This is a genomic window from Bacillus sp. FSL K6-0042 (genome assembly GCF_038006685.1).
Lineage (GTDB): Bacteria > Bacillota > Bacilli > Bacillales > Bacillaceae_G > Bacillus_A > Bacillus_A pseudomycoides.
In genome coordinates this window covers 4097463-4112817 of sequence record NZ_JBBOVS010000001.1, presented here as the reverse complement: position 1 = coordinate 4112817, position 15355 = coordinate 4097463, and the positions used below count along the sequence as shown (strand labels likewise).

Sequence of the window (15355 nt, the reverse complement as noted above, 5' to 3'; positions counted from 1 at the left end):
TCACTCTTACACTTTCATTTCTATTAACGCTAGTTCTATTTTCCTGAGAGATGAGTCTGCTCTTCACTAATATCCCATAGACGCTTTGCGGCATCCATATCCAATGCAACCTCAGCTGTGCGAGAGAAAGGCTTCAATATAAAAAAAGCGAGAGCAATTGCTCTCGCTTTTTTACCATCTTAAAACTCCGAAGAACCTGGAGTTCTTGGGAATGGAATTACGTCACGAATGTTAGCCATACCAGTGATGTACATTAGGAAACGTTCGAAACCTAGGCCAAATCCAGCGTGTTTTGTGCCGCCGTATTTTCTAAGTTCTAAGTACCACCAGTAGTCTTCTTCATTCATACCTAATTCTTTAATTCTGTCTACTAAAACATCCATTCTTTCTTCACGTTGACTTCCGCCGATTAATTCACCAATGCCAGGAACGAGAAGGTCAGTAGCAGCTACTGTTTTACCGTCATCATTCATACGCATGTAGAATGCTTTAATGTCTTTCGGATAGTCAGTTACGAATACAGGGCGTTTGAAGATTTCTTCTGATAAGTATCTTTCGTGCTCTGTTTGTAAGTCAATACCCCATTCTACTGGATATTTGAAGTCTGCACCTGACTCTTGAAGCACTTTAATTGCTTCTGTATATGTGATACGGCCGAAGTCAGAGTTAATTACGTTGTTCATGCGCTCTAGAACTGTTTTATCAACAAAGCTGTTGAAGAATTCCATTTCTTCTGGTGCATGCTCTAGTACATATTTCATTGCATATTTCAGCATATCTTCTGTCAGATCCATTACATCTTCAAGTTCAGCGAATGCAATCTCAGGCTCAACCATCCAGAACTCAGCTGCGTGGCGAGTTGTGTTTGAGTTTTCTGCGCGGAATGTAGGTCCGAATGTGTATACATCACGGAACGCTAATGCATAAGCTTCAGCATTAAGTTGTCCACTTACTGTTAAGTTTGTTTCTTTGCCGAAGAAGTCTTTTGATTCATCAACTTTTCCATCTTCACCTTTTGGCACGTTATTCATGTCTTGTGTTGTTACGCGGAACATTTCGCCTGCACCTTCTGTATCACTACCAGTAATAATTGGTGTATGAACATGTACAAAACCGCGCTCTTGGAAGAACTGGTGAATCGCAAATGCCGCGATAGAACGCACTCTAAATGTTGCAGAGAATGCATTTGTTCTTGGACGTAAATGAGCAATTGTACGTAAGTATTCAAACGTATGACGTTTCTTTTGAAGTGGGTAATCAGAATCTGATAAGCCCTCGATATCAATTTTTTCTGCTTTAATTTCAAATGGTTGCTTTGCTCCAGGTGTTGCAATTACTTTACCTTCTACTTTAACTGAAGAGCTAAGTGGAAGTTTCGCAATTTCTTTGAAGTTATCTAATTCTGTATCGAAAACGATTTGAACGCTTTTGAAGAAGCTACCGTCGTTTAATTCGATGAAACCAAATGCTTTTGAATCACGTAAGTTACGAATCCAACCTGATACTTGTACTTTTTGATCTACGTATTTATCTGTATCTCTATACAGACTTTTTACTAATGTGTTTTCCATAGTGAAATTCTCCTTTGCTGATATATTTGAATACAAAAAAACCTTTCATCCATAAAGGGACGAAAGGTTAAACTTCGCGGTACCACCCAATTTGTCATAAAGACCAACTTTAACTCGTATGTATGTACATACTTCCCGGTTTGTAACAGGCCGGATTCCCGTCTAAGTCTACTCTTGAATACAAGCTTCAATTTCGGTTAGCAACTCCAAGGTGTTCTTCACATATACCGCCTCATCAGGCTCTCACCGCCCCTGACTCGCTATGGATTATAGTATATACTACTTTTCCTTATCATCGTCTTTCATTTTGTTAAACTAAAATTAATGTACTACATTCGTAGGAAAGATGCAAGTTGTCTTATATCTTTCACTTTATTTCCTAACTAATTCTATTTCTCCAAACTTCTTCATTTGGAGCTTCAATGTATTCGCTTTGTCATAAGAAGTAATCGAGAAATTAACATAGACAATCGTTTTACCATTCTCAACATCCTGACTATACCCTTTTGATTTATATTCTTTTCCTGTTTCGTCTACCATCTTCATAGCGTTGCACAAGAGAAACAAAAGCTTCCCCATCTCCCTTTTTCGCCTTTTTCACCAAGGCTTCTAACTTTCCCATTCAAGAACCCCCTTGCTAATTAATTTCAATATACGATTGTTTTCATGTTCTTTACACCCTATTAGATACAAAAAACTAGTATTTGGTTGCATTGATTTTTTCTTTTCATAAAAAAAGAGGATCATCACTCTTATCATGAGTGATGATCCTCTCTTTCACATGTAAAAATTATTTACGTAACTCCGCACCAAACTTCTCTTCTACTACCGTTAATACACGGCTATGTGCTTCTGTTACTTCTTCGTCTGTTAATGTACGTTCTGGATCGAAGTAGTTCATAGAGAATGCAAGTGACTTCTTGCCTTCTTCCATTTTCTCACCTTCGTATAAGTCAAATAGTGTTACTTCTTTTAGAAGTTCTCCGCCCGCTTCGCTAATAACTTGCTTCATTTCGCCTGCTTTTACATCTGTCGTTACGACAACAGCCATATCACGTGTCATAGATGGGAAACGCGGGATTGCTGTATAGTAAGTTTCTTCTACGTCTGCACCGAATACTTTTACAAGAGATAGTTCGAATACGAATGTATCTTTCACATCTAATTGTTTTTGCGTTTCTGGGTGCAACTGACCGATGAAACCAATTACTTCTTCGTCTAGTAAGATATCGGCTGTACGTCCTGGGTGCATACCTTCACGTTTTGCAGGAGCATATGTGATATTGCTTGCAACGCCAAGTCCGTCGAATAATCCTTCTAACACACCTTTTGCAACGAAGAAGTCAACGACTTTCTTCTCACCTTGCCATGCATGATGAAGAGCAAGACCTGTCATAACACCAGCAAGATGCTGTTCTTCTTTCGGAAGTTCACCTGCTTCTGTTGGTAAGAAGATAGAACCTACTTCATATAATGCAACACTGTCATTTTTACGAGCGTTGTTATATGAAACTGCTTCTAGCAATTGTGGTACTAAGCTTAAACGAAGTTGACTGCGCTCTTCACTCATTGGAAGTGCAAGGTTAACAGGTGCTTTTTCGTTCGGCTCAACCATAAATTGTTTCGCTTTGTCAGCGCTTGTTAATGAATACGTAATTGCTTCATATAAGCCAGCGCCTTCTAAGTAACGACGTACTTTACGGCGTTTTGTTTGTGCAGCTGTTAATTTACCACGTGTCATTGTACCAGTTGGTAATGTAACTGGAATATGATCGTAACCATACAGACGACCTACTTCTTCTACTAAGTCTTCTGAGATTGTAATATCAGGACGACGTGCTGGTACGTTCACATGGAATGTTCCTTCTACTTCTGTGAATGGGAACTTGAAGTTTGTGAAGATTGTACCCATCTCACTTGCAGAGATTTCTGTACCTAATACACGGTTTACTTTTTCAGCTGTCACAGACACTGTGCGCTCTTGCACTTGTAAGTTATCAACTTCTGCTACACCTTCAAGCGCTTCTCCGCCAGCGTATTTTGCCATTAAAGCAGCTGCATGTTGAATTGCTTCAAATGTACGTGTTGGGTCGATTCCTTTTTCAAAACGTGCACTTGATTCACTGCGAAGACCTAAGTCTTTTGATGTGCGGCGCACTGTTTGCCCTGCAAAGTATGCAGACTCGATCAGAACGTTTACTGTATCGTTGTCAACTTCAGATTCTGCTCCGCCCATTACACCAGCAACCGCTAACGCTTTTGTGCCGTTTGTAATAACAAGGTGATGATCATGTAATTTACGCTCTTGATCATCTAATGTTTGAATTGCTTCGCCTTCTTTTGCAAGACGAACAATGATTTCTTTTGAACCTAATTTATCATAGTCAAATGCATGTAATGGTTGGCCGTATTCAATTAAAATGTAGTTTGTAATATCAACTACGTTGCTAATTGGACGAATGCCCGCTGCCATAAGGCGAGTTTGCATCCACATTGGTGATGGACCAACTTTTACGTTTTTCACCATTTTTGCGATATATAATGGGTTTTGCTCTGTTGCTTCTACACTTACAGAAATATAGTCAGAAGTTTTTTCTGCTATTTCTTGTAAGTCACTAGCTGGAAGCTTCACTTCACGGCCATAAATAGCAGCTACTTCATATGCAACACCTAACATGTTTAAGCAATCTGCACGGTTTGGTGTTAAGCCAAGCTCAAGCACTTCATCGTGTAAGTTTAAGATTTCAAGTGCATCTGCACCAACTTCTGCATCGCTTGGGAAAATGAAGATACCGTCTGCATATTCTTTCGCAACTAGTTTTCCGTCAATGCCAAGCTCTTGCAATGCACAAACCATACCATGAGAAGCTTCACCGCGTAGTTTTGCCTTTTTAATTTTGAAGTTACCAGGAAGAACAGCGCCAACTTTCGCAACTGGTACTTTTAAACCTTTTGCAATGTTAGGAGCACCGCAAATGATTTGTACCGGCTCTTCTTCACCGATGTCGATAAGACATTTACTTAATTTATCAGCTTCTGGGTGTTTTTCACATTCTAATACGTGACCAACGACAACACCTTTTACACCTTTATTTAATACTTCAATACCTTCTACTTCAATACCACTTTTCGTGATTTTATCTGCTAGTTCTTGTGCCGTTACATCTTTAATATCTACATACTCTTGTAACCAACGATATGATACGAACATATTTATCCTCTCCTTCCCTTACGCTCGTTTGAATTGTTGTAAGAAACGTACATCATTTGTATAGAAATGACGAATGTCATCAACGCCGTATTTTAACATTGCGATACGCTCTGCACCCATACCGAATGCGAAACCTTGATATTCTTTTGAATCATAACCAGCCATTTCAAGTACGTTCGGATGAACCATACCTGCACCTAAAATTTCAATCCAGCCTGTTCCTTTACAAGTGCCGCAACCTTTCCCGTGACACATCATACAAGAAATATCCATCTCAACAGATGGTTCAGTGAATGGGAAGAAACTTGGACGAAGACGAATTTCACGATCTTCACCGAACATCTTTTTCACGAATACTTGTAATGTACCTTTTAAATCACTCATGCGAATATTCTTGTCAATTACAAGACCTTCAATTTGCATGAACTGATGTGAATGCGTCGCATCGTCATCATCGCGGCGATACACTTTACCAGGACAAATAATTTTAATTGGGCCTTTTTCTGCATTCTTTTCCATTGTTCTTGCTTGCACAGAAGATGTATGTGTACGTAGTAACGTTTCTTCTGTAATGTAGAATGTATCTTGCATATCACGCGCTGGGTGATCTTTCGGTAAGTTTAACGCTTCGAAGTTGTAGTAATCTTTCTCTACTTCTGTTCCTTCAGCCACTTCATATCCCATACCGATAAATACATCTTCAATTTGTTCAACAACCGCTGTTAATGGATGGTGGCAGCCTGTTTCTACAGGACGACCTGGTAATGTAACATCAATTGTTTCAGATGCTAATTTTTCTTCGATTACTGCTTTTTCTAAGTGGTTAATTTTGTCTTCTAAACGTGTTTGAATTGCTTCACGTACTTCATTTACTAATGCTCCCATACGTGGACGCTCTTCTGCTGATAATTTCCCCATGCCGCGTAACACTTCTGTAATTGGACCTTTTTTTCCTAAATACGCAACGCGTACATCGTTTAAGCCTTTTAGCTCTTTCGCTTCTTCAATCAGCTCTAACGCTTTTTGCTTTAGCTCTTTTAAACGTGCTTCCATTTGGAACCCTCCTAATTTTAAAAATAAAAAAACCTCGCTCCCTAAAAAGGGACGAGGTAAATTCGCGGTACCACCCTAAATTGACAGAACAAGTCTGCCCACTTAATTGTTATAACGGCCAACTTTGGCCGGAACGCCTTTACATATCAATGGTCCTGGCGTCAACTCCAGAGGTGAATTCACTTCCGTCTACCATAAGAATGCTTTCAGTCTACGGCACTCTCTCCCTATATGGCGATTTTGCAAGCTACTCTTCTCTATCAACGTCTTTTCATTATTTCACTTTTATTATATGTTCATCATGAACATGTACTTCAATTTATTATAAGAAGTTTTTTACCTGTTCGCAACTGGGCTTTGTAAATAATACGTTAAAATTCCAGCAGCAACCGCAACATTTAATGATTCTGCCCCGCCATAAATCGGAATATACAAGTTTTGATTACATTTTGTAAGAATTTCTTGGCGTACACCATTTCCTTCGTTTCCTACAATTAATGCAAAACTTCCTGTCGGCGTTACTTCACCATATGGAACTCCGTTTTCAAGCGCTGTTCCGTATACAGGAACGTTCTTTTCTTTTAACTTATCTACCCATTCTTCTAAGCTTCCTTTTACAATCGGTAAATGGAAGATCGAACCTTGTGTAGAGCGGAGCACTTTACTATTATAAGCATCCACGCATCCTTCTCCAAGCACAACGGCCTGGATACCAGCTGCATCTGCTGTACGAATAATTGTTCCTAAATTACCTGGGTCTTGTAGACCATCTAATAATAGAAATTTCCCATCTGTAAGAGCGATTTCTTTCTCACGCTTCTCACAAACAGCAAATACACCTTGCGTCGTTTCTGTTTCACGAAGTACCTTTACAATTGCTTCCGGCACAATATACATTTCAACATCAGTAACCGTCCAATCTTTCGGAAGATCTGTCTGATCTGAGACGATAAGTTCTGTTATAACTCCTGCTTTTAAAGCTTCCTCTACTAAATGAAATCCTTCTACAAAGAATAAACCTTTTTTATCGCGCTCTTTTTTCGTCTGTAGCTTTTTCCACTGCTTTACACGCGGATTTTGTACTGAATCAATGTTTTTCATTCTATGTATTCCCTCTCTTCTTGTCTTCTCATTATAGCCTATTTTTCATACATATTTACATAAAAAAGAACAAAAACTAACGTCAGTTTCAATTCAGAAGAAGAGGTGAAAAGAATGAACTTTAATCTACGCGGTGCTGTATTAGCAAACATTGCAGGAAATACGCAGGGCGAGTTACAAGAGACAATTGTAGAAGCAATTCAAAGTGGTGAAGAAAAAATGCTTCCAGGGCTTGGTGTTTTATTTGAAGTCATTTGGCAAAATGCCAACGAAAATGGAAAACATGAGATGTTAGAAACACTTGAGCAAGGGCTAAAAAAATAAAGAATAGGAAATCACCTTGGCATGAGCGAAGGTGATTTTTATATGCATAAAAAATTCTCTCCTCCTAAACATTTCTACTTTACTAACATAACGTGATGGAGTACAATGTTCAAAATACATTTAAACCTATCGATTTTCTTTATATACATCAATAGATAAAAGGAGTGAATGTTTTATGCACCGTATTACGCTTGAACAAATTTTTCAACATCATATCACACAAAAATATGTCAACCGTTCTGGAATGGTCCATGCGATTGCAGTCGCTTACCATGCGTTTCACTTAGCCAAAAAGCATCACGCCTCAGTCGATGCGGCAACAAAGGCTGGTTTTCTTCATGACATAGGACATCATACATGGTACACAGGTGGAGAATGGGACTATGAATTGTATAAAAAGAATGATATACATGCGATTAAAGGAGCGGAAAGAGCTCATAAATTATTAATCCGATTAGGAGAACACCCGAAGCAAGCAAAGGAAATTTCTGTTGCTATTCTCCTGCATACCGATTCTTTTCTAGTAGAACAAACAATTGAAAGAACACCTCTACAAAATATTATTAAGTGGGCGGACGAAGCAGATGAAGAGCCAGGCGGAGTGCATCACTACCGGACAATTTCTTATGAAAAAGCTCTCAAAGCAATTCAGCAATTAGACAAAATGGTAGCTCGCGAATTACAAACACAAGCCACGTCCTATGCCCATATTTCTGTAAATAAAAAAAAAGAACAGAGCGAATTTGTTAACCAGTAATATATTTTTAATATACCGGATTGGCAATCCATACAACACCCATCACACATATAAGTGAATGGAATTAGGATAATCATAAATTGAATTATAAAAAGAGGCACCGCTACATAGCGATACCTCTTTTATGATTTTACAACAACTTCAAACACTTCCTCATTTAACACTTTTCGGTAATCTGTTTTCTTCTCTCCCTCTTCACCTGATGTGACTGTGGGTGTAAAAATAATTTATATCAGACTATATTCTATTTTTCAATGTTCCCCCGAATAACTAACTGTATATCATCCATACATTCTTCATGTGCGTCGTCTAAAGAAATTAAATACTTTTGAATAAATACCTTTGATGAGTCCATCCTATCAATCAATAACGAAATGTAGTACTTTTCCATTTTGTTTCTTAATCATTCATTTCTAACTTTAAATGTCTGATTATTATGTAATATTAGACAATGACATACCGAAACTAAATGTGTATAATTTTTATATATAAATATAAAGAGGAGATTCGATATATGCAAGCGACTACGCAACTTACATACGGTCCAAAACACTCTATGTCCTGGTTACAATTTTTGGGTTCTTCTTTATTTGCCTTTTTTGGAACAGGACTACTAAGCGGCTTATTTATATTACTCCCGCTTACGATTTATAGTGAAGGCATTACAAATAAAAAGACAATTGCTCTATATGAATCACTTGGAAATACTGCGAGCACTTTATTACAACTGCTCGTTTTATTGTTATTCATCTATAAGTATGAACCAGCAAAAAAGTTATTATCATCCGCCTTCAATTTCAAGGCACTAAAAAAAGTGAGTACTTACGTATACTTAGTTCTTTTCTTCATCTTAAATATCGTCTTGAATTCATTAATCTTAACACATCTATTTCCTGATGCGACAACGCAACAAGCATCAGCTTTAAACTTGGATGTTCTAAAGCAATATCGAATTTTATTAATTATTGGATCTGCAATTTTCATTCCTATTTTTGAAGAAATTATTTTCCGGGGTATCATCCTTCGTTTCTTCTCAGAACGTTTTCCATTTTGGATTGCTGCAATTGGGACGAGCTTAATCTTTGGTATTGCTCATACATACTCACTCGGCGTTATGGTTGTAACTTTCCTTATGGGGCTATTGATGGCTATTTTATGTAAACGAACAAACTCCATCCTTCCAGCCATGCTATTTCATATTATGAATAATACGCTAGCGTTTTTGTAAAGCGAAACTTTAATCAGTGGGGGTTTTCTTCATCCCCCACCTATCTCCCTTGTTTCTCTCTGAATCTTGAGGCGTGGAGTCTTACTGCCCACAAATAACGTGATAAATTGAAACTTTAATCTATTAAATGAAAAAGGAGTATAGCTTTGCAAATACGTACACAGTTAGATCATTGGACCAAAACATCATGGCTTCAATTTCTTGGGATTTTGTTAGTTCTCTTTTTCTGTTTTCCACTCATAAATTCTGCTTTTACCATACTTCCAATTTGGTTGTATGAGCAAGCTAACCAAAATACAAATGCACCTTTACTTGAATCGTTAAAAAATATTAGCTATGAATTCGTAGCTCTACTCTTTTTGGTACTATACACGATGAAGTATAAGCCACTTAGACAACTTGTTTTACCAGCTGTTGATTTTCAATGTTTAAAAACTTTTCGCATGTACATCTATGTACTAATTTATTATGTGATTGGTGCTTTTATCGACTTCTTTATATTAGATAAACTATTCCCTGAATCCTTACAAGAACAGCTAGATGTGCTAGATTTCGCTACTTTAGAGCACTATAAATTTCTATTAGTTCTCGCAGTCGGAATCATTGCACCTATTTATGAGGAACTTGTATGCAGGGGATTGCTTTTACGTTTCTTTGAAGAGAAGTTTACATTTTGGCCAGCTGCGCTTTTATCCAGTCTATTATTTGGCATCGCTCATACATATTCAGTTGGTGTGATGGTGAGTGCATTTATTACTGGACTATTTGCCGCATTGTTATATAAACAAACAAAATCTATCATTCCAGCTATGCTACTTCATATCATTATCAATACTTCTTCTTTCTTTTATTAAATAAACCTTTTATTGTAAAATACAACTTACAAATTAGGAGGAATTTATAATATGCAAATATTAAGCTTTCTGTGGGTTTTCTTTATGCCCGTACTTGTATCATGTGGAATAGTTGGTGGAATTTATTTAGTTATAGCAGGAGTCAGGTATCGAAAGCTACTTGTTATTACAATGGGGATTATTTGTTTCTCATTCGTCGCTATGCCTTTTATTTTCTGGGGAATGGGGATTGATGGCAATAAGATCTTACCAATTCCAACTGTCCTGTACTGGATTCTTTTCGCTTTAGCTGGCTTATTGGCAGGTATAAGCGGGATACGTAATCAAATTAAGAGCATTCGCAATATGGGGATTATCATTTGTTCGGCAGGAGTACTGGGAGCTATTTTCTATCAATTGATGTCTCTGCCGATGTAGTTTTTTAGAATATAAGAACACAGAAAAAGCAGAGAAAATTAATTCCCTGCTTTTCGGTTCGGCTTATTGCCTGATGGCAAGAATAATGATAATACCCAGGCAATACCCGCTAATATTGTTGCAATTAAGAAAGCATCATTAATACCATTAATCGCAGACAGCTTCGAAATTTGCCCGAATAATAGTTGTGAGCTCATCGCATCTCCAGCTTGTGCTGATCCAGCTACGGATGCCAAGCTTTGTCCCATTCCGTGCACTTTATCAACTAAAATTGGATTTGTTTTTGTTATCATATTCCCATAATCCGCTACGTGATTGGTTGTTTGCTGCGTCATAATTGTAATTAAGATTGCTGTACCAATTGAACCTGCTACTTGTCTAGATGTATTTTGTGTTGCTGTACCGTGAGAAATTAATTTCATCGGCAGTGCGTTCATACCTGCTGTCATAATTGGCATCATAATGAATGACATACCAAATGAACGTATAATATAATCCGTCATAATGACGCTATATGGTGTATCCATCGTTAGCTGCGTAAATTCATACGTTGCATATGTCGTAATCGCTAATCCAACTATTGCTAGCGGGCGAATACCATACTTATCAAATAACTTACCTGCGATTGGTCCCATAATCCCCATAATTAATGATCCTGGAAGAAGTAGGAGACCTGATTCAATTGGCGTAAAGCCACGAATATTTTGAAGGTATACAGGAAGTAGTAACATACCTCCGAATAATGCCATTGTTACAATGGCGTTAATTAATAATGTAAAAGTAAACGTTGGATATTTAAACACTTGTAAATCCAGCATTTTGTTATCCGTCGTCATCTCTCTCCAAATGAATAATGCTATACCAATTACACCAATGATAAGTGAAATCACAACTTCGGCACTGCTCCAGCTGTTATTTCCAGCTTCACTAAATCCATACAGTAAGCTACCAAGTCCAATACTTGAACTAATAACGCCAAACATATCTAACTTTATTTTATAAACTGGCTGAGCTAGTGTAAAGAATTTTAAAGATAGTACTATGATGATTAAACCGATAGTGAACATCCCGTAGAACATTAAGTTCCAGCTATAATTTTCAATAACCCAACCTGTTACAGTTGGTCCGATAGCTGGCGCTAAAATCATTGCCACTCCAAGTAATCCCATTGCAGCTCCGCGCTTATGCGGCGGGAACAAAGTCATGAAAATATTCATACCAACTGGCATTAAGATACCAGCGCCTACCGCTTGAATTACACGCCCTATCATCATCATTGTGAAGGTTCCAGATAACGCACAAATAATAGAGCCGACTGTAAAGAATAGCATAGCTGCTACAAACAATTTTCGATACGTAAACCGAGAAACTAAGAAGGCGCTAATTGGCACTAAAATCCCGTTCACAAGCATAAATCCTGTAATTAACCATTGCGCTGTTGAAGTTGATACGTTGAATTCATTCATTAATGGCGGCAAAGCAACATTAATGATTGTTTGATTTAAAATCGAAACGAACATACCGAGAATTAATACTGCTACAACTGCTTTTACATTGACATTCTCTACCGGCAATTGCTTTTTCGGTGCTTCTTTTTCAAGTTTTGATGTTTCTTGCTTTGTTGTTTCTAATTCGACTACATTTGAAGGTTCTTGCTCTGATTGCGTTGTTTCTATCTTACTTACGGCTGGGACTTGTTCTTCTCCCGCGTTCGTTTTTTTCTTTCTTAAAAGACGATTTACAAGGAAGAAGACGATGATACAAAATAATGCATATCCTACAATTAAACCTGAGGACATTTTATCTTCCCCCCCCTTACTTATGAATGCGAACTGTCACATTCATTCCAGGAACAATATTTACTGATTTGCTATGATCTAAAGAAACTTTAACTGGTACAACTTGTGTTACTTTCGTATAATTTGCTGTTGCATTGCTTGATGGTAACATAGAGAACGTATTTGCTGTTGTTAATCCAACTCGTTCTACTTTTCCTGTTAATGTTGTATCAGGATATGCATCTACATATACGTCTACTTCTTGACCTTTTTGTACACTATCAATGTCTGTTTCTTCAATATTTGCTGTTACCCATAAATCGTTCATATCGTATGCATATGCAATTGGACTACCTGCTCCGACAAACGCATTTGTTGTTGCGTTGGATTGAACAACTGTTGCATTTTGAGGAATTGTTACGTCGATTGTTTGCTCACCATTTTGTCCTGATACAGTAACAGCACCTAATTTATCGTTTTCATTGTAGCTCTTACCTACTTCGGCTTTCCATTCTGCTAATTTCCCTGCTACTGGTGATGCAATTGGAATCACTTTTCCATCAATTTTTGCATTATCTGTTTTCAAGTAATTTTCAGATTGGTTGTAGTAGTAATAACCGCCGATACCGCCGCCAACTAATACAATTAATGTGATAATATTAATAATCACCATTCTTCGAAATTGATTCATTGCTTTCCTCTCCTTATATCGCATATAATTTTTTTACTAAACTATTTATATTCCTTTTGTTTATACTCTTTAATTGTTAATTATGTTAACCATTAACCAAAAAAAAGCACACCTTTTGCATAACAAAACAGATTCTTGTTTGCATGCGAGCGGTGCAGTTTTCTAAAGGAATATCCTTTATAATTATAAATAATTATTTTGAATCTACAACCAACAATTTAAGTATGTATGTTGTTTATCCAACAATTAACTACATTTGTGTTGATTAAGTAAATAAAATTCAGCAAGGAGAAATAAAATGTCTATTAAAAATACAAACGATCCGCGTGTAAAACGAACGAGACAATTGATACAGGATGCTTTTGTCGCTTTAGTAGGCGAAAAAGGGTTTGAAAATGTCACAGTGCAGCATATCGCTGAGCGTGCTCCTGTCAATCGCGCTACCTTTTATAGCCATTATCATGATAAGTACGATTTATTGGATAAGAGTATAGAGGAGATGTTAGCATCTTTATCAGAAGTGATTAAGCCAAAAAAGCAAACAAAAGAAGATTTTCAGCTTACATTTGATTCACCTAATCCAATTTTTCTAGCCTTATTTGAACACATCGCTGAGAATGCAACCTTTTATAACGTAATGCTCGGAGACAAAGCAGCCGGAAACTATTCTTATAAAATGATGAAGACGATTCAGACACATTTAACGTTAAGTCTGTCTATTTCACAGCCAGACGATGACGAACTTATGGTTCCTCGTGATATTCTCATTAGCTATGTAACAGGTGCGCATATCGGGATGATTATGTCGTGGTTAAAAAGAGGGATGATTTATACGCCGCACTTTATGGCGATGCAGCTTACACGTTTAATTATTTTAGGGGCTCATACTGCGGCTGGATTAGAGAGACCTTTTTGAAACAGATAATAAAATAATGGAAGGTACTGACCTTGAAAATCTATTGGTAAATAATGTGTATTGTATTATTTTCGCTGATTTACAAGTATATCCGAAAGACAAAGTTTCAGAAATTGAAACTTATGAAGAATTCGTTGAAAGTGAGTGTGAACTCGTTCTTTTCGTAGTGGACAGCTGTTATACCGTTATTTACTGCAAAGATAAAGAAAAACTCGAATTGCTTTACAAAAATGCAGACAGCTTCGGATTTAAAAATATACAATTTATTACTGATGAAAATGACACAAGAACAAGAATAACTGCATGGTAAAACATAAAAAAGCGAAGGGAACCCCCTTCGCTTTTTCTTATTAATTAAATGTGATATTATGTACAGCCTCTTTATCAAGACGTTTGATAACTTCTACAATTAACTTCACTGCATTCTCATAATCATCACGATGTAACATTGCTGCATGAGAGTGAATATAACGAGTTGCAATCGTAATCGCCATAGATGGAATACCATTGACAGAAATATGAATTGCCCCTGCGTCAGTCCCGCCACCAGCTACAGAATCATATTGATAAGGGATATCTAATTCATCCGCCACATCAACTACGAAATTGCGAAGCCCAGTATGTCCAATGACTGATGCATCATATAAAATGATTTGTGGCCCATCGCCCATTTTACTTTGCGCTTCTTTTTCTGTTACTCCTGGTGTGTCGCCGGCAATACCAACATCTACAGCAAACGCGATATCTGGTTTAATATAATGTGCAGATGTTTTCGCACCGCGAAGACCTACTTCTTCTTGAACAGTTCCAACGCCGTATACAACGTTTGGATGCTTTTCATCTTTTAATTGTTTTAACACGTCAATTGCAATAGCACAGCCAATGCGATTATCCCATGCTTTTGCAAGTAGCATCTTTTCATTTTTCATCACTTGGAATTCAAAGTATGGTACAACCTGATCCCCTGGTCGTACGCCCCATTCCATTGCTTCTTCTTTGCTAGAAGCACCGATATCAATGAACATGTCCTTAATTTCAACCGGTTTTTTACGAGCTTCTGCTGGTAAAATGTGTGGTGGTTTTGAACCAATTACACCTGTTACATCACCTTTACGTGTTACAATTGTTACGCGCTGCGCAAGCATAACTTGTGACCACCAGCCACCAACTGTTTGAAAGCGAAGGAAACCTTTGTCATCAATTTGCGTAATCATAAAGCCAACTTCATCTAAGTGGCCAGCTACCATAATTTTCGGACCGTTTTCTTCCCCAACTTTTTTCGCAACTAAACTTCCTAAATTATCTGTAGAAAGTTCATCTGCAAACGGTTCAATATATTTTTTCATAACTTCACGTGGTTCGCGCTCATTACCTGCAATCCCGCGTGCATCTGTTAATTCTTTTAGCATTGTCAATGTCGAATCTAATTTTGTCATTGCCAACACCCTCCTTTT

14 protein-coding genes, 1 pseudogene and 2 other annotated features are annotated in these 15355 nt (G+C 37.4%); of the genes and pseudogenes, 7 read left to right on the top strand and 8 right to left on the bottom strand.

The window, feature by feature from the left end; translation table 11 throughout:
- Positions 1-179: 179 nt before the first annotated feature.
- From asnS to MHH45_RS21115, 4 genes are all read right to left on the bottom strand, one after another.
- The gene (gene asnS / locus MHH45_RS21130) at positions 180-1571 is read right to left on the bottom strand and encodes an asparagine--tRNA ligase (protein WP_016116557.1); all 1392 of its coding nucleotides are present in this window, start codon (positions 1569-1571) and stop codon (positions 180-182) included.
- A gap of 52 nt (positions 1572-1623) precedes the next feature.
- Positions 1624-1876, bottom strand: a binding site (T-box leader).
- 485 nt (positions 1877-2361) lie between these two features.
- Entirely contained in the window at positions 2362-4782 is a 2421-nt protein-coding gene (pheT, locus tag MHH45_RS21125) for a phenylalanine--tRNA ligase subunit beta (protein ID WP_016116560.1), read from the bottom strand.
- 18 nt (positions 4783-4800) lie between these two features.
- Positions 4801-5835: a phenylalanine--tRNA ligase subunit alpha gene (gene pheS / locus MHH45_RS21120; protein ID WP_016116561.1), complete on the bottom strand. Its 1035-nt coding sequence runs from the start codon at positions 5833-5835 to the stop codon at positions 4801-4803.
- A 44-nt stretch (positions 5836-5879) separates the two neighbouring features.
- Positions 5880-6108, bottom strand: a binding site (T-box leader).
- 63 nt (positions 6109-6171) lie between these two features.
- Positions 6172-6936 carry a TrmH family RNA methyltransferase gene (locus MHH45_RS21115; protein WP_016116562.1) on the bottom strand — a complete coding sequence of 255 codons (765 nt, stop codon included), beginning with the start codon at positions 6934-6936 and terminating at the stop codon, positions 6172-6174.
- 114 nt (positions 6937-7050) lie between these two features.
- Between MHH45_RS21115 and sspI the strand changes: the two genes are divergently transcribed.
- Positions 7051-7260 (top strand): small acid-soluble spore protein SspI, encoded by a 210-nt coding sequence (sspI, locus tag MHH45_RS21110; protein WP_016116563.1) that lies wholly within the window; start codon positions 7051-7053, stop codon positions 7258-7260.
- Positions 7261-7435: 175 nt separating this feature from the next.
- Positions 7436-8017 (top strand): HD domain-containing protein, encoded by a 582-nt coding sequence (locus MHH45_RS21105; RefSeq protein ID WP_016116564.1) that lies wholly within the window; start codon positions 7436-7438, stop codon positions 8015-8017.
- Positions 8018-8139: 122 nt separating this feature from the next.
- On the opposite strand, the pseudogene MHH45_RS21100 reads toward MHH45_RS21105, so the two are convergent.
- Positions 8140-8244: pseudogene (locus MHH45_RS21100) on the bottom strand (sigma-70 family RNA polymerase sigma factor); the annotation flags it as partial.
- Positions 8245-8531: 287 nt separating this feature from the next.
- Between MHH45_RS21100 and MHH45_RS21095 the strand changes: the two are divergent.
- The 3 genes from MHH45_RS21095 to MHH45_RS21085 all read left to right on the top strand — a co-directional run bounded on the left by MHH45_RS21095 (position 8532) and on the right by MHH45_RS21085 (position 10516).
- Entirely contained in the window at positions 8532-9245 is a 714-nt protein-coding gene (locus MHH45_RS21095) for a CPBP family intramembrane glutamic endopeptidase (protein WP_016116565.1), read from the top strand.
- A gap of 146 nt (positions 9246-9391) precedes the next feature.
- A complete protein-coding gene (locus MHH45_RS21090; RefSeq protein ID WP_077294890.1) occupies positions 9392-10099 on the top strand; it encodes a CPBP family intramembrane glutamic endopeptidase in 708 nt (235 codons plus the stop codon).
- A 51-nt stretch (positions 10100-10150) separates the two neighbouring features.
- Positions 10151-10516, top strand: a complete 366-nt coding sequence (locus tag MHH45_RS21085) for a hypothetical protein (RefSeq protein WP_016116567.1) — start codon at positions 10151-10153, stop codon at positions 10514-10516.
- A 38-nt stretch (positions 10517-10554) separates the two neighbouring features.
- Here the strand turns inward: MHH45_RS21085 and MHH45_RS21080 are convergent, their stop codons facing one another.
- Positions 10555-12315: a DHA2 family efflux MFS transporter permease subunit gene (locus tag MHH45_RS21080; RefSeq protein ID WP_016116568.1), complete on the bottom strand. Its 1761-nt coding sequence runs from the start codon at positions 12313-12315 to the stop codon at positions 10555-10557.
- A gap of 16 nt (positions 12316-12331) precedes the next feature.
- Positions 12332-12985 carry an HlyD family secretion protein gene (locus MHH45_RS21075; protein ID WP_016116569.1) on the bottom strand — a complete coding sequence of 218 codons (654 nt, stop codon included), beginning with the start codon at positions 12983-12985 and terminating at the stop codon, positions 12332-12334.
- 298 nt (positions 12986-13283) lie between these two features.
- Between MHH45_RS21075 and MHH45_RS21070 the strand changes: the two genes are divergently transcribed.
- Together MHH45_RS21070 and MHH45_RS21065 are read left to right on the top strand one after the other, a co-directional pair.
- On the top strand, positions 13284-13901 hold the full coding sequence (locus MHH45_RS21070) for a TetR/AcrR family transcriptional regulator (RefSeq protein WP_006096191.1): 618 nt from the start codon (positions 13284-13286) through the stop codon (positions 13899-13901).
- 16 nt (positions 13902-13917) lie between these two features.
- Positions 13918-14211: a DUF2691 family protein gene (locus MHH45_RS21065; RefSeq protein ID WP_016116570.1), complete on the top strand. Its 294-nt coding sequence runs from the start codon at positions 13918-13920 to the stop codon at positions 14209-14211.
- A 40-nt stretch (positions 14212-14251) separates the two neighbouring features.
- Here MHH45_RS21065 and MHH45_RS21060 read toward each other — a convergent pair whose 3' ends face one another.
- Entirely contained in the window at positions 14252-15337 is a 1086-nt protein-coding gene (locus MHH45_RS21060) for a M42 family metallopeptidase (protein WP_016116571.1), read from the bottom strand.
- Positions 15338-15355: the final 18 nt, after the last annotated feature.

Bases quoted from the DNA above. Each gene is read 5' to 3' on its own strand.
- MHH45_RS21085 (WP_016116567.1), top strand. From the start codon at position 10,151: ATGCAAATATTAAGCTTTCTGTGGGTTTTCTTTATGCCCGTACTTGTA.
- MHH45_RS21065 (WP_016116570.1), top strand. From the start codon at position 13,918: ATGGAAGGTACTGACCTTGAAAATCTATTGGTAAATAATGTGTATTGT.
- MHH45_RS21060 (WP_016116571.1), bottom strand. From the start codon at position 15,337: ATGACAAAATTAGATTCGACATTGACAATGCTAAAAGAATTAACAGAT.
- MHH45_RS21105 (WP_016116564.1), top strand. From the start codon at position 7,436: ATGCACCGTATTACGCTTGAACAAATTTTTCAACATCATATCACACAA.
- MHH45_RS21080 (WP_016116568.1), bottom strand. From the start codon at position 12,315: ATGTCCTCAGGTTTAATTGTAGGATATGCATTATTTTGTATCATCGTC.
- MHH45_RS21115 (WP_016116562.1), bottom strand. From the start codon at position 6,936: ATGAAAAACATTGATTCAGTACAAAATCCGCGTGTAAAGCAGTGGAAA.
- pheS (WP_016116561.1), bottom strand. From the start codon at position 5,835: ATGGAAGCACGTTTAAAAGAGCTAAAGCAAAAAGCGTTAGAGCTGATT.
- MHH45_RS21070 (WP_006096191.1), top strand. From the start codon at position 13,284: ATGTCTATTAAAAATACAAACGATCCGCGTGTAAAACGAACGAGACAA.
- sspI (WP_016116563.1), top strand. From the start codon at position 7,051: ATGAACTTTAATCTACGCGGTGCTGTATTAGCAAACATTGCAGGAAAT.
- MHH45_RS21075 (WP_016116569.1), bottom strand. From the start codon at position 12,985: ATGAATCAATTTCGAAGAATGGTGATTATTAATATTATCACATTAATT.
- MHH45_RS21095 (WP_016116565.1), top strand. From the start codon at position 8,532: ATGCAAGCGACTACGCAACTTACATACGGTCCAAAACACTCTATGTCC.
- asnS (WP_016116557.1), bottom strand. From the start codon at position 1,571: ATGGAAAACACATTAGTAAAAAGTCTGTATAGAGATACAGATAAATAC.
- pheT (WP_016116560.1), bottom strand. From the start codon at position 4,782: ATGTTCGTATCATATCGTTGGTTACAAGAGTATGTAGATATTAAAGAT.